This is a genomic window from Citricoccus muralis, assembly GCF_003386075.1.
In the GTDB taxonomy this organism is placed as follows: Bacteria; Actinomycetota; Actinomycetes; order Actinomycetales; family Micrococcaceae; genus Citricoccus; species Citricoccus muralis.
Genome location: NZ_QREH01000001.1, coordinates 1,067,874 through 1,090,523, shown reverse-complemented (window position 1 = coordinate 1,090,523; position 22,650 = coordinate 1,067,874). Strand labels below are relative to the sequence as shown.

The 22,650-nt window shown below is 67.9% G+C and carries 21 protein-coding genes; 16 read left to right on the top strand and 5 right to left on the bottom strand.

Features of this window, described 5'->3' with window-relative positions:
- Positions 1–81 precede the first annotated feature (81 nt).
- On the bottom strand, positions 82–954 hold the full coding sequence (locus tag C8E99_RS04785) for a DUF3097 family protein (protein WP_245952090.1): 873 nt from the start codon (positions 952–954) through the stop codon (positions 82–84).
- 228 nt (positions 955–1,182) lie between these two features.
- Between C8E99_RS04785 and hrcA the strand changes: the two genes are divergently transcribed.
- From hrcA to C8E99_RS04735, 10 genes are all read left to right on the top strand, one after another.
- A complete protein-coding gene (hrcA, locus tag C8E99_RS04780; protein WP_115931326.1) occupies positions 1,183–2,190 on the top strand; it encodes a heat-inducible transcriptional repressor HrcA in 1,008 nt (335 codons plus the stop codon).
- A gap of 51 nt (positions 2,191–2,241) precedes the next feature.
- Entirely contained in the window at positions 2,242–3,387 is a 1,146-nt protein-coding gene (gene dnaJ / locus C8E99_RS04775) for a molecular chaperone DnaJ (protein ID WP_115931325.1), read from the top strand.
- Positions 3,384–4,160: a 16S rRNA (uracil(1498)-N(3))-methyltransferase gene (locus C8E99_RS04770; RefSeq protein ID WP_115931324.1), complete on the top strand. Its 777-nt coding sequence runs from the start codon at positions 3,384–3,386 to the stop codon at positions 4,158–4,160. Before dnaJ ends, C8E99_RS04770 begins: the two co-directional genes overlap by 4 nt.
- 42 nt (positions 4,161–4,202) lie before the next feature.
- Complete coding sequence (locus tag C8E99_RS04765; protein ID WP_425452853.1) at positions 4,203–5,219, top strand: PhoH family protein; 1,017 nt, start codon at positions 4,203–4,205, stop codon at positions 5,217–5,219.
- Positions 5,209–5,682: an rRNA maturation RNase YbeY gene (gene ybeY / locus C8E99_RS04760; RefSeq protein WP_115931323.1), complete on the top strand. Its 474-nt coding sequence runs from the start codon at positions 5,209–5,211 to the stop codon at positions 5,680–5,682. The genes C8E99_RS04765 and ybeY overlap by 11 nt, the downstream gene beginning before the upstream one ends.
- On the top strand, positions 5,682–7,055 hold the full coding sequence (locus tag C8E99_RS04755; protein ID WP_115931322.1) for a hemolysin family protein: 1,374 nt from the start codon (positions 5,682–5,684) through the stop codon (positions 7,053–7,055). Before ybeY ends, C8E99_RS04755 begins: the two co-directional genes overlap by 1 nt.
- Positions 7,052–8,017, top strand: coding sequence for a GTPase Era (gene era, locus C8E99_RS04750; RefSeq protein ID WP_115931321.1), 966 nt, complete (start codon positions 7,052–7,054; stop codon positions 8,015–8,017). The genes C8E99_RS04755 and era overlap by 4 nt, the downstream gene beginning before the upstream one ends.
- A 270-nt stretch (positions 8,018–8,287) precedes the next feature.
- Positions 8,288–10,084, top strand: coding sequence for a 2-isopropylmalate synthase (gene leuA, locus C8E99_RS04745; RefSeq protein ID WP_115931320.1), 1,797 nt, complete (start codon positions 8,288–8,290; stop codon positions 10,082–10,084).
- A complete protein-coding gene (gene recO / locus C8E99_RS04740; RefSeq protein ID WP_115931319.1) occupies positions 10,084–10,896 on the top strand; it encodes a DNA repair protein RecO in 813 nt (270 codons plus the stop codon). The genes leuA and recO overlap by 1 nt, the downstream gene beginning before the upstream one ends.
- A 17-nt stretch (positions 10,897–10,913) precedes the next feature.
- A complete protein-coding gene (locus tag C8E99_RS04735) occupies positions 10,914–11,720 on the top strand; it encodes an isoprenyl transferase (RefSeq protein ID WP_115931318.1) in 807 nt (268 codons plus the stop codon).
- Here C8E99_RS04735 and C8E99_RS04730 read toward each other — a convergent pair.
- Complete coding sequence (locus tag C8E99_RS04730; protein ID WP_115931317.1) at positions 11,702–12,817, bottom strand: alpha/beta hydrolase; 1,116 nt, start codon at positions 12,815–12,817, stop codon at positions 11,702–11,704. The two genes, C8E99_RS04735 and C8E99_RS04730, sit on opposite strands and share 19 nt — an antisense overlap.
- A gap of 65 nt (positions 12,818–12,882) precedes the next feature.
- Between C8E99_RS04730 and C8E99_RS04725 the strand changes: the two genes are divergently transcribed.
- Positions 12,883–13,962, top strand: coding sequence for a quinone-dependent dihydroorotate dehydrogenase (locus C8E99_RS04725; RefSeq protein ID WP_115931316.1), 1,080 nt, complete (start codon positions 12,883–12,885; stop codon positions 13,960–13,962).
- A gap of 20 nt (positions 13,963–13,982) precedes the next feature.
- Here C8E99_RS04725 and C8E99_RS04720 read toward each other — a convergent pair whose 3' ends face one another.
- Positions 13,983–14,576 carry a DUF3043 domain-containing protein gene (locus tag C8E99_RS04720; protein WP_115931315.1) on the bottom strand — a complete coding sequence of 198 codons (594 nt, stop codon included), beginning with the start codon at positions 14,574–14,576 and terminating at the stop codon, positions 13,983–13,985.
- A 75-nt stretch (positions 14,577–14,651) separates the two neighbouring features.
- Here C8E99_RS04720 and C8E99_RS04715 point away from each other — a divergent pair, with 75 nt between their 5' ends.
- The 5 genes from C8E99_RS04715 to C8E99_RS04695 all read left to right on the top strand — a co-directional run bounded on the left by C8E99_RS04715 (position 14,652) and on the right by C8E99_RS04695 (position 19,906).
- Positions 14,652–16,079: a dipeptidase gene (locus tag C8E99_RS04715; protein WP_115931314.1), complete on the top strand. Its 1,428-nt coding sequence runs from the start codon at positions 14,652–14,654 to the stop codon at positions 16,077–16,079.
- 154 nt (positions 16,080–16,233) lie between these two features.
- Complete coding sequence (locus C8E99_RS04710; protein WP_170144526.1) at positions 16,234–16,626, top strand: HesB/IscA family protein; 393 nt, start codon at positions 16,234–16,236, stop codon at positions 16,624–16,626.
- 222 nt (positions 16,627–16,848) lie between these two features.
- Positions 16,849–17,799, top strand: coding sequence for an aa3-type cytochrome oxidase subunit II (gene ctaC, locus C8E99_RS04705; protein WP_170144525.1), 951 nt, complete (start codon positions 16,849–16,851; stop codon positions 17,797–17,799).
- Entirely contained in the window at positions 17,799–19,508 is a 1,710-nt protein-coding gene (gene ctaD, locus C8E99_RS04700; RefSeq protein ID WP_115931313.1) for an aa3-type cytochrome oxidase subunit I, read from the top strand. The genes ctaC and ctaD overlap by 1 nt, the downstream gene beginning before the upstream one ends.
- On the top strand, positions 19,505–19,906 hold the full coding sequence (locus tag C8E99_RS04695) for a cytochrome c oxidase subunit 4 (RefSeq protein WP_115931312.1): 402 nt from the start codon (positions 19,505–19,507) through the stop codon (positions 19,904–19,906). The genes ctaD and C8E99_RS04695 overlap by 4 nt, the downstream gene beginning before the upstream one ends.
- Before the next feature lie 441 nt (positions 19,907–20,347).
- Here the strand turns inward: C8E99_RS04695 and C8E99_RS16185 are convergent, their stop codons facing one another.
- A complete protein-coding gene (locus tag C8E99_RS16185) occupies positions 20,348–20,608 on the bottom strand; it encodes an ATP-binding protein (protein ID WP_245952089.1) in 261 nt (86 codons plus the stop codon).
- A 353-nt stretch (positions 20,609–20,961) separates the two neighbouring features.
- A complete protein-coding gene (qcrB, locus tag C8E99_RS04680; RefSeq protein WP_115931310.1) occupies positions 20,962–22,650 on the bottom strand; it encodes a cytochrome bc1 complex cytochrome b subunit in 1,689 nt (562 codons plus the stop codon).

The window sequence follows — 22,650 nt, the reverse complement described above, 5'->3', positions numbered from 1 at the left end:
TTTCCGTTCGGAGGTGATGGGTGGCGTTCGGTCGCCAGTGTACCGCCGGGATCCGGGAGTTCCCTGCAGGTCGGTATGCGGTCAGTGCTCGACGGCGGTCAGGAAATCGATGACCTCTTCCACCCGCCCCAGCAGGGTCGGCTCCAGGTCGGCATAGGTCCGCACCTGGGACAACAGCCTCTTCCAGCCCAGGCCGATGTCCTCCTTGGTCCGGTGCGGCCAGCCGAGGCCGGCGAGGATGCCCGTCTTCCAGTCCTGGCCCCTGGGCACCACCGGCCAGGCACCGATGCCCAGGACAGCGGGCTTGATGACCTGCCAGACGTCCACGTAGGGATGACCGACGATCAGCACGTTGCCGCGGGCCCCGGGCACCTTCATGGCCTCGGCGGCGATCCTCTCCTCCTTGGACCCGGTCACGAGATGGTCCACGAGGATGCCGAGCCGGCGCTGCGGACCGGGCGAGAAGTCTCTGATCGCGCCCGCCAGGTCGTCCACCCCGTGGAGCGGCTCGACGACGATCCCCTCCAGGCGCAGGTCCTCACCCCAGACCTTCTCCACGAGCTCGGCGTCATGCAGCCCTTCGACCCAGATGCGGGAGGCGCGCGCCGTGCGGGCCCGGGCATGGTCCACGCGCACGGAGCCCGACGCCGTCCGGGCCGGCTTCGCGGGGGAGGCACCGGAGGTGCCGCCCGGTGCTGGGGCCACCACCTCGACGGGCTCGCCGTCCACGAGGAAGCCATAACCCAGAGGAAAGGACTTCGTGCGTCCCCGCCGGTCCTCCAGGACGACCAGGTGCACGCCACCGGACTTCTCGACCCGCAGGACGGCACCGGTGAATCCGGTCTCCGTGTCCTCCAGGACGGCGCCCTGGTTCGCGGGGACCTTCTCGACGGTGCGGGCGGTCGGGCGGAAGCCGCCGTCGAGGGTGCCCGGGCCCCAGTTGTTCCATTCCACGGGCATCGACGCTAGCAAGAGGAGCCGGCGTAACCGTGCAGCGGCTCGCGCGGCACGCGGTCGGTACCGGGCAGGCGCACCCGGTCTACGCGGGGCCGGCGATGGGCGGGCCATGGGCCGGCACCCTCAGTGGTGAGGGGAAGCGGTGGTACATCGATTGGACACAAGGTCTAGACTTGGCACTTCAAAGCGTCGAGTGCTAAGCCGGAGGACAGGCAGGAGGAACCGATGAGCGAACAGCCGCGCCGCATGCAGGTGCTCCAGGCCATCGTGGAGGACTACGTGTCCTCCCGCGAGCCCGTCGGCTCCAAGGCCCTGGTGGACCGCCACCAGCTGGGCGTCTCCTCGGCCACCGTCCGGAATGACATGGCCGCCCTGGAGGAGGAGGGGCTCATCGTGGCCCCGCACACCTCCTCCGGACGCATTCCCACGGACAAGGGCTACCGGATCTTCGTGGACCAGATCTCCGAGGTGAAGCCGCTGTCCGCCGCGGAGAAGCGCGCGGTGCAGTCGCTGCTGGACGCCAATGGCGACTTCAACGAGATGATGGCCCGCACCGTGCGGCTGCTCGCGCAGCTCACCAACCAGGTGGCCGTGTTGCAGTACCCCCATGCGGACTCCTCCACCATCCGGCACATCGAGTTCGTCTTCCTGGCGCCCCGCCGGGCCCTCGTCGTGGTGATCCTGTCCACCGGACAGGTCGACCAGCGTGCCTTCGGCCTCGAGGTCGAGGCCAACGAGACGTCCCTGACCGTGCTGAAGCAGCAGTTCCTGCGCTACCTGGACGGGCTGACCCCGGTCCAAGCCGCGGAGGGTCTCCGGCTGGCGCTGGCCGAGGTGCCGGCGGAGGACCGCGATCTTGCCCTGGCCTTCGCCGTCCAGCTGGACCAGATGTTCGCGGCCCGCCGGGAGGACCGGATCATCATGGCCGGTACCGCCAACCTGGCACGCTCGACCGGAGACTTCCCGTTCTCGATCGGCCCCATCCTGGAGGCCCTCGAGGAACAGGTCGTGTTGTTGCGCCTGCTGACCGAGATGGAGCAGGATGTGCGTGGCCTCAGCGTGCGCATCGGCTCTGAGAACACCGGCTCCCTGTCCGAGGCGTCCGTCGTCGCCGCCGGCTACGGCTCCGGCGCCAAGCTCGGCGTCGTGGGCCCCACCCGCATGGACTACCCGGGCACCATGACCGCCGTGCGGGCGATCGCCCGGTACCTGTCCCGGATCCTGTCGCAGTAGCGGCCAGGACCGACATCCACCACCCCACCACCGGAAGGAACACCGCAGACCGTGGCTGACCATTACGAGGTGCTCGGCGTTGGCCGGGACGCCTCCGCTGAGGAGATCAAGCGTGCCTACCGCAAGTTGGCCCGCAAGCTCCATCCCGACGTGAACCCGGCTCCCGACGCCTCCGAGGAGTTCAAGAACGTCACGCGTGCCTACGAGGTCCTCTCGGACCAGGAGAAGCGCCGCAACTATGACGCCACGGGCCATGAGAACGGCACCGGCGGCATGGGCGGCGGTTTCGGTGGCGCCGACTTCGGTGGTTTCCAGGACATCTTCGAGACGTTCTTCGGCGGTGGCGGCTCCGGCGGCATGGGCGGTGGCAGGGGCGGTGGTCCCGCCAGCCGTGCGCGGCGGGGACAGGACGCCCTCATCACGGCCAAGCTCGACCTCAGCGATGCGGTCTTCGGCACCGAGAAGACCCTCGAGGTGGACACCGCCGTGGTGTGCCCCACCTGTGACGGCAGCTGCTGCCAGCCGGGCACGCACCCGGAGACATGCACCATCTGCAATGGCCAAGGCGCCATCCGCCGGCCGGTCCGCTCCATCCTCGGCACCGTCATGGCCGCCGAGACGTGCTCGGCCTGCCAGGGCTTCGGCACCGTCATCCCGGATCCGTGCCGCGAGTGCTCCGGGCAGGGCCGCATCCGTGAGCGGACCTCACTGACCATCAAGATTCCCGCCGGTGTGGCCACGGGGACCCGGATCCAGCTTGCCGGGCGCGGCGAGGCCGGTCCCGGTGGCGGTCCGAATGCCGATCTCTACGTGGAGATCGAGGTGCGTCAGCACGAGGTGTTCGTCCGCGACGGCGACCACCTGTTGGCCACGATGAGCGTGCCGATGGCCGCCGCCGCCCTGGGTACCACGCTCACGCTGGACACCTTCGACGGTGAGAAGGACGTGCCGGTGAAGGCCGGCACCCAGTCCGGAGAGGTGCAGACCCTCAAGGGCCTGGGCGTCGGCCGGTTGCGGAGCTCCGGCCGGGGCGATCTCAAGGTCACCCTACGGGTGGAGACCCCCACCAAACTCGACGACGAGCAGCGCGCCCTGCTGGAGCAGCTGGCCGGTCTGCGCGGTGAGGACCTGGTGCACGGCACCACGGAGCACCGCGGGTTGTTCTCCAAGTTCCGGGACAACCTCAAGAACCTGTGAGCAACCCCCTCTTCTACGTCGGTGACGGCGAGCTGGCCCCCGTCTCGGCGGGGGCCACCGTCGTGGTCTCGGGTGCCGAGGCCCGGCACGCGGCCCAGGTCATGCGGCTCTCGCCGGGGGAGCGCGTGGACGTGGCGGACGGATCCGGCCGGCGCGTGAGCGGCACCGTGCACTCCGCGGCGCCCGACCGGCTGGAGGTCACCGCCGAGACCGTTCACGACGAGCCGGCGCCGCACCCCGAGCTCGTGCTCGTCCAGGCCCTCGCCAAGGGCGACCGGGACCTGCTGGCCATCCAGACGGCGACGGAACTGGGGTTCGACGCCGTGCACCCCTGGCAGGCCGAACGTTCCATCGTGCGGTGGAAGGGTGACAAAGCTGCCAAGGCCGTGACCAAGTGGGAGGCAGCCCTGCTCTCGGCCTCAAAGCAGGCACGCCGCGCCCGGGTGCCGCGCACGGAGAAGGTGCTCGACGGCGTCGGGGTCGCCTCGGTCTGTGGCCCCGGTTCCCTGGTGCTCGTCCTGCATGAGGACGCACGGCAGTCGCTGGGCGAGGCCGTCGCCGAGGCGGGGATGCTGACCGGAGGGGCCGTGGAACGGATCGTGCTGGTGGTCGGCCCCGAGGGTGGCATCAGCCCGGCCGAGACCGCAGCCCTGTCCGAGGCCGGGGGGCGTCCCGTGCTGTTGGGGCGCCATGTGCTCCGGTCCTCCACTGCCGGCCCGGCCGCCGTCGCAGTCCTCCAGCAGCTGCTGGGACGGTTCGGGCCTCGGACGTAGACTGGCCTCGTAGTGCACCCGTCTCACCCTTTGTCCCACCAGTTGCCCCACCAGCCAGGAGCTGAAGCACCTCCCTTGAGTCTTTCCACGGAACGTGACCACATCACCATCACCTTCGCCTCCGCGGAGACCATGGTGCGGACCTTCGGGCCGCAAGACCTGTTGCTGCGAATCCTCGACGGCCTCTATCCGGATCTGACCGTCTCCGTGCGCGGTGAGGACCTGGACGTGGAGGGCCCCGCACCGGATGTGCAGCAGGCGCGCCAGGTGATCGAGGACCTGCACGGCCTGGCCCGGCGCGGCACCTCGATCACCCCCGAGGTCATCGAACAGGTGTCCAGCCTGGTGCGGGGTGGTTCCGGGGCCCAGGCCTCCGGACTGCTCTCCGCCTCGATCCTCTCCAGCCGGGGCCGCAAGATCCGGCCCAAGACGGCGAATCAGCAGCACTATGTGGAGAGCATCGACCAGAACACCATCACCTTCGGGCTTGGTCCTGCCGGCACCGGCAAGACCTACCTGGCCATGGCCAAGGCGGTCCAGGCGTTGCAGGCCAAGGAGGTCAACCGGATCATCCTCACCCGGCCGGCGGTCGAGGCGGGGGAGCGGTTGGGGTACCTGCCGGGCTCTCTCAGCGAGAAGATCGACCCGTACCTGCGGCCCCTCTACGATGCGTTGCATGACATGGTCGAACCCGAGTCCATCCCGCGGCTCATGGCGGACGGGACGATCGAGGTGGCGCCCCTGGCCTACATGCGCGGGCGCACGCTCAACGATGCGTTCATCATCCTCGACGAGGCCCAGAACACCACGGTCGAGCAGATGAAGATGTTCCTGACCCGTCTCGGCTTCGGCTCTCACATGGTCGTCACCGGCGACACCAGCCAGGTCGACCTCCCGCGGGGGACCAACTCGGGCCTGGCCCAGTCTGTCTCCATCCTGGAGGGCGTGGAGGACATCGCCGTCATCCGGCTGCAGTCCGCAGACGTGGTCCGCCACCGCCTCGTGAGCCGGATCGTGGACGCCTATGAGAACGCTGGGGGGCGCACCGATGGCCATTGAGATCGTCAACGAGTCCGGCGCTGAGGTCGACGAGGAGTCGCTGCTCGCCCTGTCCCGTTCCGTCCTGGAATCGCTGCACGTGCATCCGGGTGCGGAACTCTCCGTGGTGTGCGTGGACGAGGCCGCCATGGAACAGCTCCACCTGGAGTGGATGGACCTGCCGGACGCCACGGATGTCATGAGCTTCCCCATGGACGAACTCCGCCCGGGCACCGCCGAGGACCCGAGCCCGGAGGGGCTGCTGGGCGACGTGGTCATCTGCCCGCAGGTCGCCGCCGTCCAGGCCGCCCGCAGCGGGCATTCCGCCGCGGACGAGGTCCTGCTGCTGCTGGTCCACGGATTGCTCCACCTGCTCGGCTTCGACCATGAGGAGCCCGAGGAGAAGAACGAGATGTTCGCTCTCCAGCGCCAGCTGCTCAGCGACTTCCTCGGCCGCCCGGCCCCAGACCCCACCGAAGACTGATGCTCACCTCGCTCATCCTGGCGGTCCTGCTGGCCGCATTGCTGTTCCTGTCCTGGATCCTCGGTGTCGCCGAAGCCTCGTTGGGCTACCTGTCCCGCAAGGAGGCCGAGGGGATCGCGATGCGCCGCCCGCGCAGCCCCATCCTCACGGTCATGGCCCGGCTGCCGGAGCACCTGCACGCCCTGCGGTTCTGGCGGCTGTTCGCCGAGACCACCGCCGCCGTGGCCGGTACCCTGTTCATTCACTCCCTCACCGGGACCATCTGGATCACCGCCCTGTTGTCCCTCCTGCTGATGGGGCTCGTCGCCCTGCTGCTGACCGTGCTCTCGCCGCGCCAGGTGGGGACCAAGCACGACGTGGCGGCCGCCCAGCGCACCGCGGGCCTCGTTCGCTTCCTCACTGCCCTCCTCGGCTCGCTGCCGGCACGCGTGGCGGCACCCGGCCCGAGGTCGGAGGATGAGGAGGAGGAGGCCGCCGAGATCGAGGAGCGTCACTTCCGGGAGTTCGTCGCCCGGGCCAACGACGCCGACGTCTTGGAGGATGCCGAGGCCGAGCTCATCCGCTCCGTGTTCGACATGGGGGACACCCTGGTGCGCGCCGTGATGGTGCCGCGCACCGATGTCGTCACCGTCGAGACCGGGACCACCCTGGAAGACGCGATGAACCTGTTCCTGCGCTCCGGCTGCTCCCGCATCCCGCTCATCGGGGACAACGCGGACGAGGTCTTCGGCATGGTCTACCTCAAGGACGTGGCCCGGGCGCTGCACCGTGGCCTGGGGGATGGCGCGGCGGATCCGGCCAGCCCCGTGGACGCCGTGGCCCGGGACGTGCGCTTCGTCCCCGAGTCGAAGCCGGTGTCCGTGCTGCTGCAGGAGCTCCAGCGCGAGTCCACCCACATCGCGGTCGTGGTGGACGAGTACGGCGGCACCGCCGGCCTCGTGACGCTCGAGGACCTCATCGAGGAGATCGTCGGCGAGATCTCGGACGAGTACGACCGCCAGGACCGTCCCGAGGTCGAACCCCTCGATGACGGCTCGTTCAGCGTGGACGCCCGCATGGGCATCGATGACTTCGCCGAGCTGTTCGGCATGGATCTGGACGACGAGGAGGACGTGGACACCGTCGGCGGCCTGCTCGCCAAGACGCTGGGCCGCGTCCCCATCCAGGGCTCGCACGTGGCCGTCCAGGGCATCGAGCTGACGGCCGAGTCCCTGCAGGGCCGGCGCAACCGCGTCGCGCGCCTGGTGGTGCGGGAGTCCCCGCGGGACGGTGGCCACGCCCGACGCCGGCCCGGCACCGACCTGCTGCCAGCCCACCTGACCGATCGCAACGCCGCCTCGGCATCCACCCCAGCCTCCCGGGAGACCCCATGACGACCCTGTTCGACCCCAGCAACGCCCCGGAGGACTTCCGCGCCGGCTTCGTCTCCCTGGTGGGCCGGCCCAACGCCGGCAAGTCCACCCTGACCAACGCCCTGGTGGGGGAGAAGGTCGCCATTACCTCGTCCAAGCCGCAGACCACCCGGCACACCATCCGCGGGATCGTGCACCGCGAGGGCTTCCAGCTGGTCCTCGTGGACACCCCCGGACTGCACCGTCCCCGCACCCTGCTGGGTCAGCGGCTCAACGACCTCGTGACCCAGACCCTCGGCGAGGTGGACGCGGTCGGGTTCTGCATCCCCGCAGACGAGAAGATCGGCCCCGGCGACCGCTACATCGCCAGCCAATTGGCACTGCTCAACCGCAAGCCCGTGATCGCCCTGGTGACCAAGACGGACAAGGTGAAGCCGGACGCGATCGCGGCCCAGCTGCTCGCCGTCACCGCCCTCGGCGACAAGGTGCTCGGGCCGGAGAACCAGGGGGCCGGTTTCGCCGCCGTCGTCCCCGTCTCCGCCGTCCAGGGCCACCAGGTGGAGGACGTGGCGAAGGTCCTGTCCGAACGGCTGCCGCTGTCCCCGCCGCTCTATCCGGACGGTGAGCTCACGGACGAGCCCGAGCTGACCATGGTGGCCGAACTCATCCGGGAGGCGGCCCTGGAGGGCGTGCGGGACGAGCTGCCACACTCGGTGGCCGTGGTGGTCGACGAGATGAACCCCCGCGAGGGGCGGCCCGCCGACCGTCCGCTGCTGGACATCCACGCCAACGTGTTCGTGGAGCGGGACAGCCAGAAGGCCATCATCATCGGCAAGGGCGGCTCCCGCCTCAAGGCCATCGGTTCCCAGGCGCGGGGTTCCATCGAGAAACTCCTCGGGACCGCCGTGTACCTGGACCTGCGGGTGAAGGTGGCCAAGGAATGGCAGCGGGACCCCAAGCAGCTGGGCCGGCTCGGGTTTTGATCCCGACGGTCCCGGCGGTGCTAGGCTGAAATCATGTTCGACCGACTGGACCTCACCGGGATCACCCCGGACACCGTTGAAGGGCTGCTACTACGCCGCCGCAACGGGGCTGAGCCGTCGGCCGTGGCGCCCGCCACGCTCTGACGCACTGGGGGCATCGCACCCTGGCCGGGCCGGAACCCCGTTGCGGAGGTAGCTCTACGGCCCTTCCACCAGCCAGACCCCTCCGGTGCACGCACCGGGTTTCACGAAAGGCAGGCGTCCAGCCCCATGCGCAACTTCCAGAAGTCCTCCGGGATGAAGTTCCAGAAGTACACCCCCTTCCAGGACCAGATCGAGGTCCATCTGCCGGACCGCACCTGGCCGGACCAGGTCATCACCCAGGCACCCCGGTGGTGCGCGGTGGACCTGCGGGACGGCAACCAGGCCCTCATCGATCCCATGGGCCCGGACCGCAAGATGCGGATGTTCGAACTGCTCGTCTCCATGGGCTACAAGGAGATCGAGGTCGGCTTCCCCTCCGCCTCGCAGACGGACTTCGACTTCGTGCGTCAGCTCATCACCGAGGACCGTATCCCCGAGGACGTCACCATCCAGGTGCTCACCCAGTCCCGTGAACACCTCATCGAGCGCACCTATCAGGCCCTTGAGGGCTGCCACCGGGCGATCGTGCACCTGTACAACTCCACCTCGGTGCTCCAGCGGCGCGTCGTGTTCCGCGAGGACATGGACGGGATCGTGGACATCGCCACCACCGGCGCCCGCCTGTGCCGCAAGTACGAGGAGCAGATGACGGGCACGGAGATCGTGTACGAGTACTCGCCGGAGTCCTTCACGGGCACCGAGCTGGAGTTCGCCGCCCGCATCTCCAACGCGGTCGGTGAGATCCTCGAGGCCTCCACGGACCGCCAGATGATCCTGAACCTGCCCGCGACCGTGGAGATGGCCACCCCGAACGTCTACGCGGACTCCATCGAGTGGATGCACCGCAACCTGGAGAACCGCAGCGGCATCATCCTCTCGCTGCACCCCCACAATGACCGCGGCACGGGCGTGGCCGCTGCCGAGCTGGGCTATATGGCCGGAGCGGACCGGATCGAGGGCTGCCTGTTCGGCAACGGGGAGCGCACGGGCAACGTGGACCTGGTGACCCTGGGCCTGAACCTGTACAGCCAGGGGATCGACCCGATGATCGACTTCTCCAACATGGATGAGATCCGCCGCACCGTGGAGTACTGCAACCAGCTCCAGGTCGCTGAGCGCGTGCCCTACGGGGGAGACCTCGTCTTCACCGCCTTCTCGGGCTCCCACCAGGACGCCATCAAGAAGGGCTTCGAGTTCATGGACGCGGATGCCGCCGAAGCCGGCACCGACCGGGACGGCATCCCGTGGGGAGTCCCCTACCTGCCGATCGATCCGCAGGACATCGGCCGCTCCTACGAGGCCGTCATCCGGGTGAACTCGCAGTCCGGCAAGGGCGGCGTGGCCTACCTGCTCAAGAGTGAGCACAACCTCGACCTGCCGCGCCGCGCCCAGATCGAGTTCTCCCACGTCATCCAGAACATGGCCGACTCCCAGGGCGGGGAGGTCACCGGTGACCAGCTGTGGCAGGTCTTCCAGGACGAGTACCTGCCGGCCGAGTCCGAAGCTGACCACACCTCCCGCTGGGGCCGCTACCGTCTGGGCCTCGTGAGCTCGACGACGGAGGAGGATGGCAGCTTCACCATGACCGCCGAGGTGGCGGTGGACGGCGAGACGCGGGAGCGCACCGTCACCGCCAACGGCCCGATCGCCGCCCTGGTGAAGATCTTCGGCGACGATGGCCTGGACATCCGGGTGCTGGACTACTCCGAGCACGCCCTGTCCGAGGGCGGATCGGCGATGGCCGCCGCCTACGTCGAGTGCGCGGTGGGGGAACGGGTGCTCTGGGGTGCCGGCCTGGACTACAACACCACCATGGCCTCGCTGAAGGCGGTCGTCTCCGCCGTCAACCGTGCCCTCCGGGACGATGAGGAACTCGCACAGGCCGTGGCCGGTCCGGGAGCCGGGATGGACGCCAGGGCCTAGTGTCCGGTTCGGGTGGACGCTCGACGGGGCGGGGAGGTGCAGGCTACGCGGCGAACAGCTACCGCACGCACGCGCTGGTCCTGCGCACCTACAAACTCGGTGAGGCCGATCGCATCATCGTGTTGCTGACCCCCGGCCACGGCCAGATCCGGGCCGTGGCCAAGGGGGTCCGCCGGACGACATCCAAGTTCGGCGCCACCCTGGAACCCTTCATGCTCTCCCGGCTGCAACTCGTGCACGGACGGAACCTGGACATCATCACCCAGGCCGAGTCCGTCACGCCCTACGGGCAGTGGATCGCCCAGGACTATGACGCCTACTCCGCCGCCTCCGCCATGGTCGAGACCGCCGAGCGGCTGACCGTGAGCGATATCGCGGAGGTGAGCGAGAACGGTGGCGGGGTGGAGGCACCCAGCCAGTACCGGCTGCTCCATGGGGCACTGGCGGCCCTGGCTCGCGGCACCCATGCACCCCGGCTGTTGCTGTACTCCTACCTGCTGCGCTCCCTGGCCACCGCCGGATGGGCCGCCAGCTTCACCACCTGCTCCAGATGCGGAGCCCCCGGGCCACACCGTTCGGTCAACGTCACCCTCGGCGGCAGTGTCTGCGACGATTGCCGTCCGCCCGGCTCGGCCACGCCGGACCCGGCCACCGTGGAACTGCTCGCGGCCCTGCAGTCAGGCCGCTGGGAGGTCGCCGACGCCGCACCAGACCAGGCGAGCCGGGAGGCGGCCGGTATTGTGTCCGGGTACCTCCAGTTCCACCTGGAACGCCACCTGAAGTCCCTGTCCGTCATGGACCAGAGCCCCTGAACCCGAGGACCGAGCACATGCCCTCCCGCCCCTCTGCCCGCCGGCCTGCCCTCGCCGAACCGTTTCCGCACCCGTCGGGAGCCCGGCCGCCGCAGATGGATCCGCGGTTCATCCCCCGCCACGTGGCCATCGTCATGGACGGCAACGGGCGGTGGGCCAATCAGCGCGGACTGCCGCGCACCGAGGGTCACCGGGCCGGGGAGGCCGCACTGCTGGACGTCATGGCCGGTGCCGTGCAGCTGGGCATCGAGCACGTCTCCGTCTACGCGTTCTCCACCGAGAATTGGAAGCGGTCTCCGGACGAGGTCCGCTTCCTCATGGGCTTCTCCCGGGACGTGCTGCGCCGCCAGCGGGACACCCTCGATTCGTGGGGCGTGCGGATCCGCTGGAACGGCCGCCGCCCCCGGTTGTGGACCTCAGTGGTCAAGGAGTTGGAGACCGCGGAGGAGCAGACTCGCGGCAACACCCGGTGCAACCTGACCATGTGCGTGAACTATGGGTCCCGCGCCGAGATCACCGATGCCGTCAAGGCCATCGCCCGTGAGGTGGAGGCGGGCCGGGTGACGTCCTCCGGGATCCGCGAGGAGACGATCGCCCGGCACCTGGACGAGCCCGACGTTCCGGACGTGGATCTGTTCCTGCGCACCTCCGGCGAGCAGCGGCTGTCCAACTTCCTGCTCTGGCAGTCGGCGTACGCCGAACTCGTCTTCCTGGACACGCTGTGGCCGGACGTGGACCGCACCACCCTGTGGGACGCCGTCGAGGTCTATGCCCGCCGCGACCGCCGGTATGGGGGAGCGGTGGATCAGGCGGGACCGGCGTAGGCGCCCAGCCAGCGGAACATCTCGCGGGCAGCATCACGCCGAATGGCCTGTGGCGAGGCCATCACATCATGCAGGGCACCGGCGTGCCGGACGACCGTGACGTGCCGACCGAGCCGGGTGGCGCGCTGGGCCAGGATCTCCACGTCCAGCACGATGTCCGCGGCCGTCATGTCCTGCCGCCACCCCGCCGCGAAGACCGTGCGGTCCGAGAGCATCACGTAGACCGGCTCCGCCAGGCCGAGCCCCTCGGCCACGGCGGCATGGCCGGTCATCACCGCCTTGAGCCAGCCGCCGGGCACCTCGAAGGCGTACTGCGGACGCCACAACGGGTGCAGGTCCCAATCGCCGTCGGCGGCGGAGGACACCGTGCGCCAGTAGTGGTCCACCCGAGGCAGCTTGAGGAAGTTCTTCGGCTGCAGCCGAACCACCGGGTCCAGGACGGCCGTGGCCATGTGGCGGACCAGCGCTGAGCCCTGCATCTCCAGCCACGGGCTGTTCAGCACGAGCGCCCGGGCCCGGCCTGGATGCCGGGACGACCACAGGGAGAGGATGAGCCCGCCGGTGGAATGGCCCATCAGCACGGGGGGCTGCGGATGTTCGCGGCGGATGACCCTCAGCGCCTGGCCGATCTCGTCGTCGTACACCTCGAGGCTGTCCGCCCACCCCGGCGTCTGCCCCGGACGCAGCGAACGGCCGTACTTGCGTAGGTCCAGCGCGTAGAAGGCGTAGCCGCGCTCTTCGAAGTGGCCCGCGAGCGGCGCGTTGTAGAAGTAGTCCGACCAGCCGTGGACGTACAACACCGGAATGCGCGACTCCGGCCGGGCAACGATCGCGCCCGCGTCGCCTGGGGAGTCGCCCGCCTCGACCGGGGCGTCACCCGCCGGCGCGGGGACCGGGGTGCGGGCAGATGTGCGAGCCGTACGGACCAAGGTCGCCGCGTTGGGTCCCTCCTCGTCCACCTCGAGGGGAATCGTGAGCCGCTCGAAGCCCTCCAGCAGATCTGGGACCCACACCCCGGGCGGGGAATCCGTCAGGAGCGTGGCCTCCGCGGAGGGGGAGAAGGGGGTGTCCCCGGACGGCTGGTCGGTGGCGCTCATATGAACGCCATGCTAGAGCCGAAACGTGGGGCGGACCAGCACTGGAATCGTGGTTCCATAAGTGCATGACTGCTCTGCCGCGCGAGGCCCGCCTCTATCCCGCCTTCTTCAACACGTTCTTCAAGGGCATGGACGCCGAGAAGGCGCATCACGTGGGCTTCTCGATGATCCGTGCGGCGGAGTCCACCGGTGCCTCAGTGGCCCTGCGCCGGGCCACGCGGCCGGCGAAGACGCTGACGACCCGGGTGATGGGTCTGGACTTCCCCTCGCCGTTCGGGCTCGCGGCGGGCTTCGACAAGCAGGGCCTGGGCACGGCGGCCCTGGCAGACCTCGGCTTCGGCCATATCGAGGTCGGCACCATCACCGGTGAGGCACAACCGGGCAACCCCGCTCCGCGGTTGTTCCGCCTGGTCGAGGACAAGGCGCTGATCAACCGGATGGGTTTCAACAACGACGGCGCCCGCGCGGTGGCTCCGCGACTGAAAGCCACCCGGCAGACGCTGACCCGGCGTTTCGGCCGGCGTCGGCCGGTGCTCGGGGTGAACATCGGCAAGACGAAGACGGTGGCCCTCGAGGAGGCGCCGCAGGACTACCTGGTCTCCACCGCCGCCCTGGCCGTCCACGCCGACTATCTCGTGGTCAACGTGTCCTCACCCAACACACCCGGACTGCGCCAGCTGCAGGACATCGAGGCACTGGCACCGCTGTTGGCCGCGGTGCGCCAGGAGGCGGATCGGACCACGGGACGTCACGTGCCGCTGGCCGTGAAGATCGCTCCGGACCTGGCTGACGAGGACGTGGACTCAGTGGCCGCGATGGCCGTGGAATTGGGCTTGGACGGGGTCATCGCCACGAACACGACGATTGCCCGGGACGGGCTGGCCACGCCCGCCGCGGACGTCAAGACCATGGGAGCCGGGGGCCTGTCGGGGGCACCTCTGAAGGAACGGTCGCTGGAGGTGCTGACCAGGCTGCGCGGCGCGCTGCCGGAATCGGTGGCCCTGATCTCCGTGGGTGGGGTCACCACCGGTGCGGATGTCCGTGAGCGGCTCGAGTTGGGGGCGGATCTGGTGCAGGGCTACACCGCGTTCCTCTACGAGGGACCGTTCTGGGCTGCCCGGATCAACCGCGAGCTGGCGCGGTAGTCGCGGCCAGCTGGCGTGGTTCAGTCGGGGAAGTGACCGCGCTTGGTCTGCGGCTTGGGCAGACGTAGCTTGCGCAGTTGCATGGCCCGCATGACGCCGTACCAGCGCACGCCGCGCTCGACCTCCCCGAACTTCTCCGCCAGACGCTTCTTCAACTGGAAGGAGATGAGGACGCCCTCCAGCACCACCAGCAGCACGATGGCCCAGAGGGAGAAGGTCAGCCAGATCTGCAGGTCGGACTGGGGCAGGAACGCCAGGAAGACGTAGACCAGCACGATCACCATGAGCCATTCGCCCACGCCGGTGCGGGCGTCCACCCAGTCGCGGGCGTAGCGCTTCTGCGGGCCGCGGTCGCGCAGCGGCATGTTCCGCTCATCGCCGGTCTCCATGGCCACGCGCATCTTCTGGCGCTCGACCATCTCCGCATCGCGAGCGGCCTTGCGGGCCGCCTTGCGATCTTCCGGCACCAGCGGACGGCGGCGGGCGGCCTCCCGCTCCGCGCGCGTCGGCGTCGGCCCCTTCTTGGCCTGATGGCGCGCGGCCGTCTGCTCGGGGGTCTCGATCACGGGCGCCGACTCAGGGGCGGGGGTCTCGGTCTTCTTGCGTCCAAACACCCGTCCATTCTAGGCGGAGCCGAAGCCTCCCGGAGTCAATGCTGTGACCGCTGTCATCTCGCTAGTCTGGTCCTTATGCCTGAGACGCCCCAGACCCCGCCCGCCCTGCCCCTCGATCCCGAGACGATCGCGCGGATCACCGCTGCCGTGGAGGAGCGGCTGCCGCAGACGGTGGCCACGCTCAAGGAGCTCGTGGCCATCCCCGGCATCGCCTGGGACTCCTTCGACCGCGTTCCGCTCGAGCGCTCCGCCCAGGCCGTCGCCGACCTGATCCGGTCACTCGGACTGGAGGACGTGGAGATCCTGACGGAAACGCTGGTAGAGGCGGACGGCACCGAACGCCCGGGGGGACCGGCCGTCGTCGCGCACCGTCCGGCCCAGCCGGGGAAGCCGACCGTACTGCTCTATGCGCACCACGATGTCCAGCCGGTGGGGGAGCTGGCGCTCTGGGAGACCGAGCCGTTCACCGCCGCGGAGAAGGACGGCCGGCTTTATGGCCGCGGGGCAGCGGACGACAAGGCCGGGATCATGGTGCACCTCGCCGCCCTGCAGGCCATGCTCGACGCCGGCGCCGACTCGGGCGCGGGCGTCACCTTCTTCATCGAGGGGGAGGAGGAGGCCGGTTCTCCGACCTTCCGGACGTTCCTCGAGCGACACCGTGAGAAGCTGGCGGCCGACGTCATCGTGGTGGCCGACTCCGCCAACTGGAGGGTCGGCGTCCCGGCCCTGACCACCTCCTTGCGGGGGCTCGTGGATGGCACCATCGGCGTCCGGGTCCTGGACCACGCCGTCCACTCCGGCATGTTCGGGGGCCCGGTCCTCGACGCTCCGACCTTGCTGGCGCGCTTGATAGCGACCCTGCATGACGAGGAGGGGAATGTGGCCATCGCCGGCCTCGAGCAACAGCACCACTCGTCGATCGAGTACCCGGAGGCGGACTACCGCGCCGACTCCTCCGTGCTGGACTCCGTGCGGCTGGCCGGCACGGGTTCCTTGGCCGACCGCTTGTGGAACAAGCCAGCCCTGAGCATCATCGGAACGGACGTGACCCGGCTCGACGTCGCGTCCAACACCCTGCAGCCCGAGGCCCGTGCGAAGTTCAGCCTGCGCCTGGGGCCGGGCATGGATCCGGTCACGGCGATGTCCGCCGTGCGTGCCCACGTGGAGTCGGTCCGGTCCACCGCGCTGTTGGGCGCGGAGGTCATCTTCGAACCGGGGGAGTCCGGGCAGCCCTTCGCCACGGACACGTCCGCTCCCGCCGCCCGGACGATGATGGCGGCCCTCCGAGAGGCCTTCGGGGCCGAGCCGGTCGAGGCCGGCATGGGTGGGTCCATTCCCTTCACCGCCGACCTGGTGGAGATGTTCCCGGAGGCGACCCTGCTGATCACCGGCGTCGAGGACCCGGATTCCCGGGCCCACTCGGCCAATGAGTCCCTGCATCTGGGCGACTTCCGACACGCCGTGTTGGCGGAGGCCCTGCTGTTGGCCGCCGTCGGTCACTGACCTAGACTCGACAGATACCGAAGGTCTCGATCCGGTCGTCGGGAATGAACCGTCCGGACCGGGTGTTGGGACCGGGGAGAGTGGCCTCCGGGCCGCCCCACCGATCGGCTCGGCGCCGAGCCGGGGGAGCACGCACGCAGACGAAGGAGCGAGCATGAGCGTTTCCGCAGAATCCACCGAGACCGAGATCCCGACTGCCCAGCCGGCAGAAGGCCTGGACGCCCACGAGGTCCAGCTGAGTGATGTGGCCGCCGCCAAGGTGCGGACCCTGCTGGAGCAGGAGGGGCGCACCGATCTCCGTCTGCGCGTCGCCGTGCAGCCGGGCGGTTGCTCCGGACTGATCTACCAGCTCTACTTCGATGAGCGCGTGTTGGACGGCGACGCGCTGCGAAACTTCGACGGCGTCGAGGTCATCGTGGACAAGATGAGCGTCCCCTACCTCAGCGGTGCCTCGATCGATTTCGAAGACACCATCTCCAAGCAGGGATTCACCATCGACAACCCGAACGCCGGCGGTTCCTGTGCCTGCGGTGATTCCTTCCACTAGGTCTTCATTACCACGCGACGTCGGGCGTCCGAGCCAGGAATTGGTTCGGATGCCCGACGTTTTTTGCGTGTCATAGGGCAGACGACCAGGGCGGTAAGCTCTACAGTAGGTAGTAAACCTAGGGGTCCCCCTGTGGCATTTTCGTTTCAGCCCAGACATTGTCTGGAGGGAACGCGGCCACGGGAGGCATTCGCACTCGAGATTGAAGAGGAAGGGCCGTCTGTGAGATCGCAGAATCAAGCCGGCAGCCGTGGCAGGCGTCTCCTGAAGGGGGGAGCGCTTGCCGTCATGGCAGCCATGGTCCTGTCCGGTTGTTCGGAGCAGGTTCAACGAGGATTCCTGCCCGGCACACGGGAGACCACCAACCAGTCCGCCCAGATCACTGATTTGTGGGTCAACTCCTGGATCGCAGCCTTGATCGTGGGCCTGGCGGCCTGGGGCATGATGCTGTGGTGCATGGTCGCCTACCGTCGGCGGAAGCATGACAAGGGCTACCCGCGTCAGATGGCGTACAACGTCCCGATGGAGACGCTGTTCACCGTTGTCCCGGTCATCATGGTGCTGACCCTGTGGGGCTTCACCGACCGCGTCCAGCGCGAGATCGACACCCCCGTGGAGGACTCCCCGCTGACCGTGGAGGTCTACGGCAAGCAGTGGGCCTGGGACTTCAACTACAGCTACGAGGGCGAAGAGAGGCACTACCAGGGCGTCCAGGCACAGCTCGACGGCACCGAGGGTGTCGAAGAGACTCTGCCGACCCTGTACCTGCCGGTCGATGTCCCGGTCGAGTTCGAGCTGAAGTCGCGCGACGTCATCCACTCGTTCTGGGTTCCCGCATTCCTGCGCAAGCTGGACATGGTCCCCGGTAAGTCGAACTTCATGTACCTGACGCCGACCGAGGAAGGCACCTTCCAGGGCAAGTGTGCGGAGCTCTGCGGTGAGTACCACTCCGAGATGCTCTTCAACGTCGAGGTCGTCTCCGAACAGGAGTTCACCTCGCAGCTGTCCCAGATGGAAGACGGCCACGTGGGTGACGAGTACAACCGCAACCCGAATGAGCACCCGGATGGCGCCCAGAACCAGGAAGTGCCCCTTCAGGGAGACGGAACCACCCGCGAGGACGCCGGCGGCCCGACCGGTGGCGAAGACTCGACGCTCGAGGGAGATAACTGATGACCACTTACGAATACGCCACGGATGACGCGGCTGCGGCTCAGCCGCGGGTGGTGCCCGAGTCCAAGGGCAAGGTCATCGTCAACTGGATCACCAGTACCGACCACAAGACCATCGGGTACATGTACCTGATCACCTCGTTCATGTTCTTCTGCATCGGCGGCGTCATGGCGCTGCTGATCCGCGCCGAGCTCTTCGAACCGGGCATGCAGCTGCTGCAGACCAAGGAGCAGTACAACCAGCTGTTCACCATGCACGGCACGATCATGCTGCTGATGTTCGCCACCCCGCTGTTCATCGGCTTCGCCAACGTCATCATGCCGCTGCAGATCGGTGCACCGGATGTCTCCTTCCCGCGACTGAACGCCCTGGCGTTCTGGTTCTTCCTCTTCGGCTCCATCATCGCCGTGGCCGGCTTCCTCACCCCGCAGGGTGCCGCGTCCTTCGGTTGGTTCGCCTATGCGCCGTTGTCCAATACCACCTATTCGCCGGGAGTGGGCGGTGACCTCTGGGTCTTCGGCCTCTTCCTGCAGGGCTTCGGCACGATCATGGGTGGCGTCAACTTCATCACCACGATCCTGACCATGCGTGCCCCGGGCATGACGATGTGGCGCATGCCGATCTTCACCTGGAACACCTTGATCACCGCCATTCTCGTGATCATGGCCTTCCCCCCGCTGGCTTCGGCACTGGGCGCATTGGGAATGGATCGTCGCTTCGGTGGACACATCTTCGATCCGGAGAATGGCGGTGCCATCCTGTGGCAGCACCTCTTCTGGTTCTTCGGGCACCCCGAGGTCTACATCATCGCCCTGCCGTTCTTCGGCATCGTCTCGGAGATCATCCCGGTCTTCAGCCGCAAGCCGATCTTCGGCTACAAGACGCTGGTCTTCGCGACCACGGCCATCGCCGCACTGTCCGTGACCGTGTGGGCACACCACATGTACGTCACCGGCTCCGTGCTGCTGCCGTTCTTCTCGCTGATGACCATGCTGATCGCCGTTCCCACGGGCGTGAAGTTCGTCAACTGGATCGGCACCATGTGGCGAGGATCGATCACCTTCGAGAACCCGATGCTCTGGAGCCTCGGCTTCATGGTCACCTTCCTGTTCGGTGGCCTGACCGGTGTCATCCTGGCCTCGCCGCCGCTGGACTTCCACGTCTCCGACACCTACTTCGTGGTGGCACACTTCCACTACGTCGTCTTCGGCACCGTGGTGTTCGCCATGTTCGCAGGCTTCTTCTTCTGGTGGCCCAAGTTCACCGGCAAGATGCTCAACGAGCGCCTGGGCAAGATCCAGTTCTGGATGCTGTTCATCGGCTTCCACGGCACCTTCCTCATCCAGCACTGGCTGGGTGTCATGGGCATGCCGCGCCGCTACGCCGATTACATGGTTGAGGACGGCTTCACCCTGATGAACCAGTTCTCCACGATCTTCTCCTTTGTCCTGGGCGCCTCGCTGATCCCGTTCTTCTGGAACGTGTACATCACCGCGCGCAAGGGCAAGAAGATCACCGTGGACGATCCCTGGGGCTTCGGTGGCTCCCTGGAGTGGGCGACGTCCTGCCCGCCCCCGCGCCACAACTTCCACTCCCTGCCGCGGATCCGTTCGGAGCGTCCGGCACTGGACCTGCACCACCCCGAACTGTTGCCGACATCCCCGCAGCATGAGCCCGAGGTGTTCGGAGAAAAGGCGGCTGCCAAGTGAGAACCAACGTCAAGCTGTTCACGATCCTCGGTGTCTTCCTGATCGTCGTGGCCACGGTCTACGGCTTCTGGGTCCAGTGGACTGAGTGGGCCGGCATCCCCGCCCTCTACGCCGTGGCTGGCCTCTCCCTGATGGTCGCCGTCTTCCTCTGGCTCACTGAGCGTAAGTTCGGCCAGGGCCCGGATGATGACGAGCACGGAGAGATCTCGCAGTACGCCGGCACCTACGGCAGCTTCGCTCCGTGGAGCTGGTGGCCTTTGGGCCTGGGCCTGGCCTGCGCGGCACTGGTGCTCGGGATCGCCATCGATGCGTGGATCGCCTTCATCGGCGTCGGTGTGGGAATCTACTTCCTCGTCGGCTGGGTCTTCGAATACTCGAAGGGCGATCACGCCCACTGATTCCGTCGGATCCGCAGGATCGGCAGTAGCAACGGCTGAGGCCGGGAGACCCGTCGTGGGTCTCCTGGCCTCAGCCGTTTCGTCGTCTCCAAGGGTCAGTGAACACGAACGTCCGGCCGCAGACGTCGTCGTGCGGATCGTCCACGACGTGGAGGCCCGTGGCAACCCACCTCATGAAGACCTCGCCGCCCCGGATGCCAGTCAGGGCACCATCAGCCCGACCTCACATGGGCGCGGCGGGGTGCTCGGGGCCGTGCGCCCGCTTCGTCCTGTCCACAGGGCCAACAGGACCCCAAGGGCGACCTCGAAGGCCACGTAGCGAGGACTGGTGAACGTTGGCTCAGTGTTGCTGCGCCTTCCGCTGCTGTCAAGGAACACCGGGATCTCCCCGTAGTCGGACATCTGATCTCCCTGCTGGCGGACACCGGATTCCCCTGTCGGTTAGGTCAGGGGTTTGACTCCGCGTCCGGCGGTGGCCTCGGCGTGACGTAGCGAGGCGTTCTCGGTAACGATGACGTGAGCGTGGTGCAGGAGCCGGTCTACGGCCGCGGTGGCCAGGGTGGTCGGCATGAAGGGGTCTAAGCCAGAGGGGTGGATATTGGAGGTCACCGCCAGACTGCGGCGTTCGTAGGTGGCGTCGGCAAGTCGGTAGTGCGCTTCGGCGGCCGACTGGGTCGGCGCCGGCATCGAGGGATCAGCCACGCGCCAGGAGTCGAAGGTCTTGCCGGCGGGCAGTCCGCCTGCCTTGCGACGTGAGTGAGGCCCGGGTGGCCCCGTCCCGGCTTCGAATCTCTTCGGTGAGCAGCACATGCAGTACCTCGGTGGGGTCCCACCGTGGGGCCTTGGCCGCGGTCAACACCTCGGGAGCCACGCCGCAGGTGGGGCAGACGTACCCGCTTGAGGACCTGGGTGGGTCCTCGGGCAAAGACGGGGGAGACACCGATGACGGATGCGCATGCAGTCCGGTTACTCTCCGCCCAGGTCACCGGGCCCCTGAGTGCAGACAGCAGAAGGGCCCCACCGTAGTGGGGCCCTTCTGCTGTCTAAGACGCCGGTCAGTGACCGATGGAGGATTGGCCGTCCTGGCCTTCCACGGCGCTCGGAACGTCCGAGTGATCGTGGGTCTTGGCCTCGGCCAGCTCCGCACGGGTCACCGGCTCAACGCGTTCCTCGTAGAACCAGCGGTTCAACTTCGCCCGCTGCTTCTCTGCGGCCTTGATCTTGCCATCACGGCCCGGCTGGGCCGGCAGCGGCTTCTTGGACTCGAAGCTGACCAGCTTGTAGAGCTTGTAGTCATCCAGCCGCTCGTGGCGCTCACGGAACTCGCCCTCGGGGGTCATCTCGATCACTCCGGCCTCACGGCCGTGCAGCACGATCTCGCGGTCCTTGCGCTGGAGCGCCAGGCACACCCGCTTCGCGATGATGAAGCCGATGATCGGACCGAAGATGAACAGGAACCGCAACCAGTAGGTCACATCGTTCAAGGACACATGGAAGTGCGTAGCGATGAGGTCGGAGGAGGCCGCCGCCCACATGACGCAGTACCAGACGACGCCGGCCACGCCGACCCCGGTGCGGGTCGGGGCGTTGCGCGGACGGTCCAGGATGTGGTGTTCGCGGTCGTCCTTGGTGATCCACCGCTCGATCCAGGGCCATCCGAACATCAGGCCGAAGAGGATGCCGGCGGGGACCAGGGCTGGCAGCAGCACGCCCAAAGCCAGGGTGTTGGTACCCCATGGTAGCGGGATGTCCCACTTGAAGGAGAAGTCGCCCAGCATGCCGGGCATCAGGCGGAGGGCGCCGTCCACGAAGCCGATGTACCAGTCCGGCTGGGTGCCGGCCTGCACGGGTGAGGGGTCGTACGGTCCGTAGTTCCAGATGGCGTTGATCGTGAAGAAGCCGCCGAGGAGGGCGACCACACCGAACACGATGAAGAAGAAGCCACCGGCCTTCGCCGCGTACACGGGGCCGACCGGGTAGCCGACCACGTTGTTCTCGGTGCGTCCCGGGCCGGGGTACTGGGTGTGCTTGTGGACGACCACCATGAACAGGTGCATGACGATCATCAGCAGGATCAGGGCCGGAACCACGAGCACGTGCAGGATGTACAAGCGCCCGATGATGTCGTCGCCGGGGAACTCGCCGCCGAAGAGGAAGAACGAGATGTAGGTACCGATGAGCGGGATGGCCTTCACGACGCCATCGATGATGCGCAGGCCGTTGCCGGAGAGCATCTCATCGGGCAGAGAGTAGCCCGTGAAGCCGGCGGCCAGGCCGAGGATGAGCAGCGTGCACCCGACGACCCAGTTCAGCTCGCGTGGACGCCGGAACGCGCCGGTGAAGAACACGCGGAGCATGTGCACTGACATGGCCGCCACGAACAGCAGCGCCGCCCAGTGGTGGACCTGGCGCATGAACAGTCCGCCACGGATGTCGAAGGAGATGTCGAGTGCCGAGGCATAGGCCACGGACATCTCCACGCCGTAGAGGGGCTTGTAGGAACCCTCATACGTGGTGTGGGCCATGGACGGGTCGAAGAACAGCGTCAGGAAGGTGCCCGACATCAACAGGATGACGAAGGTGTAGAGGGCGACTTCGCCGAACATGAAGGACCAGTGGTCCGGGAAGATCTTGCGGCCGAACTCCTTGACCATGGGGGACAACCCGGCACGGGTGTCCATGAAGTTCGCGATCTTCCCCGTCGGGGTCGAGGCCTGGTACTCGGTAGTGGTTGAGGTGCTCAT

What these genes read in the sequence shown, in the direction of transcription:
- C8E99_RS04715 (WP_115931314.1), top strand. Translation starts at nt 14,652, where the DNA reads ATGCCTGAGACGCCCCAGACCCCGCCCGCCCTGCCCCTCGATCCCGAG.
- qcrB (WP_115931310.1), bottom strand. Translation starts at nt 22,650, where the DNA reads ATGAGCACCTCAACCACTACCGAGTACCAGGCCTCGACCCCGACGGGG.
- ybeY (WP_115931323.1), top strand. Translation starts at nt 5,209, where the DNA reads ATGGCCATTGAGATCGTCAACGAGTCCGGCGCTGAGGTCGACGAGGAG.
- C8E99_RS04755 (WP_115931322.1), top strand. Translation starts at nt 5,682, where the DNA reads ATGCTCACCTCGCTCATCCTGGCGGTCCTGCTGGCCGCATTGCTGTTC.
- C8E99_RS04730 (WP_115931317.1), bottom strand. Translation starts at nt 12,817, where the DNA reads ATGAGCGCCACCGACCAGCCGTCCGGGGACACCCCCTTCTCCCCCTCC.
- leuA (WP_115931320.1), top strand. Translation starts at nt 8,288, where the DNA reads ATGCGCAACTTCCAGAAGTCCTCCGGGATGAAGTTCCAGAAGTACACC.
- C8E99_RS04735 (WP_115931318.1), top strand. Translation starts at nt 10,914, where the DNA reads ATGCCCTCCCGCCCCTCTGCCCGCCGGCCTGCCCTCGCCGAACCGTTT.
- C8E99_RS04725 (WP_115931316.1), top strand. Translation starts at nt 12,883, where the DNA reads ATGACTGCTCTGCCGCGCGAGGCCCGCCTCTATCCCGCCTTCTTCAAC.
- hrcA (WP_115931326.1), top strand. Translation starts at nt 1,183, where the DNA reads ATGAGCGAACAGCCGCGCCGCATGCAGGTGCTCCAGGCCATCGTGGAG.
- ctaD (WP_115931313.1), top strand. Translation starts at nt 17,799, where the DNA reads ATGACCACTTACGAATACGCCACGGATGACGCGGCTGCGGCTCAGCCG.
- era (WP_115931321.1), top strand. Translation starts at nt 7,052, where the DNA reads ATGACGACCCTGTTCGACCCCAGCAACGCCCCGGAGGACTTCCGCGCC.
- C8E99_RS04710 (WP_170144526.1), top strand. Translation starts at nt 16,234, where the DNA reads ATGAGCGTTTCCGCAGAATCCACCGAGACCGAGATCCCGACTGCCCAG.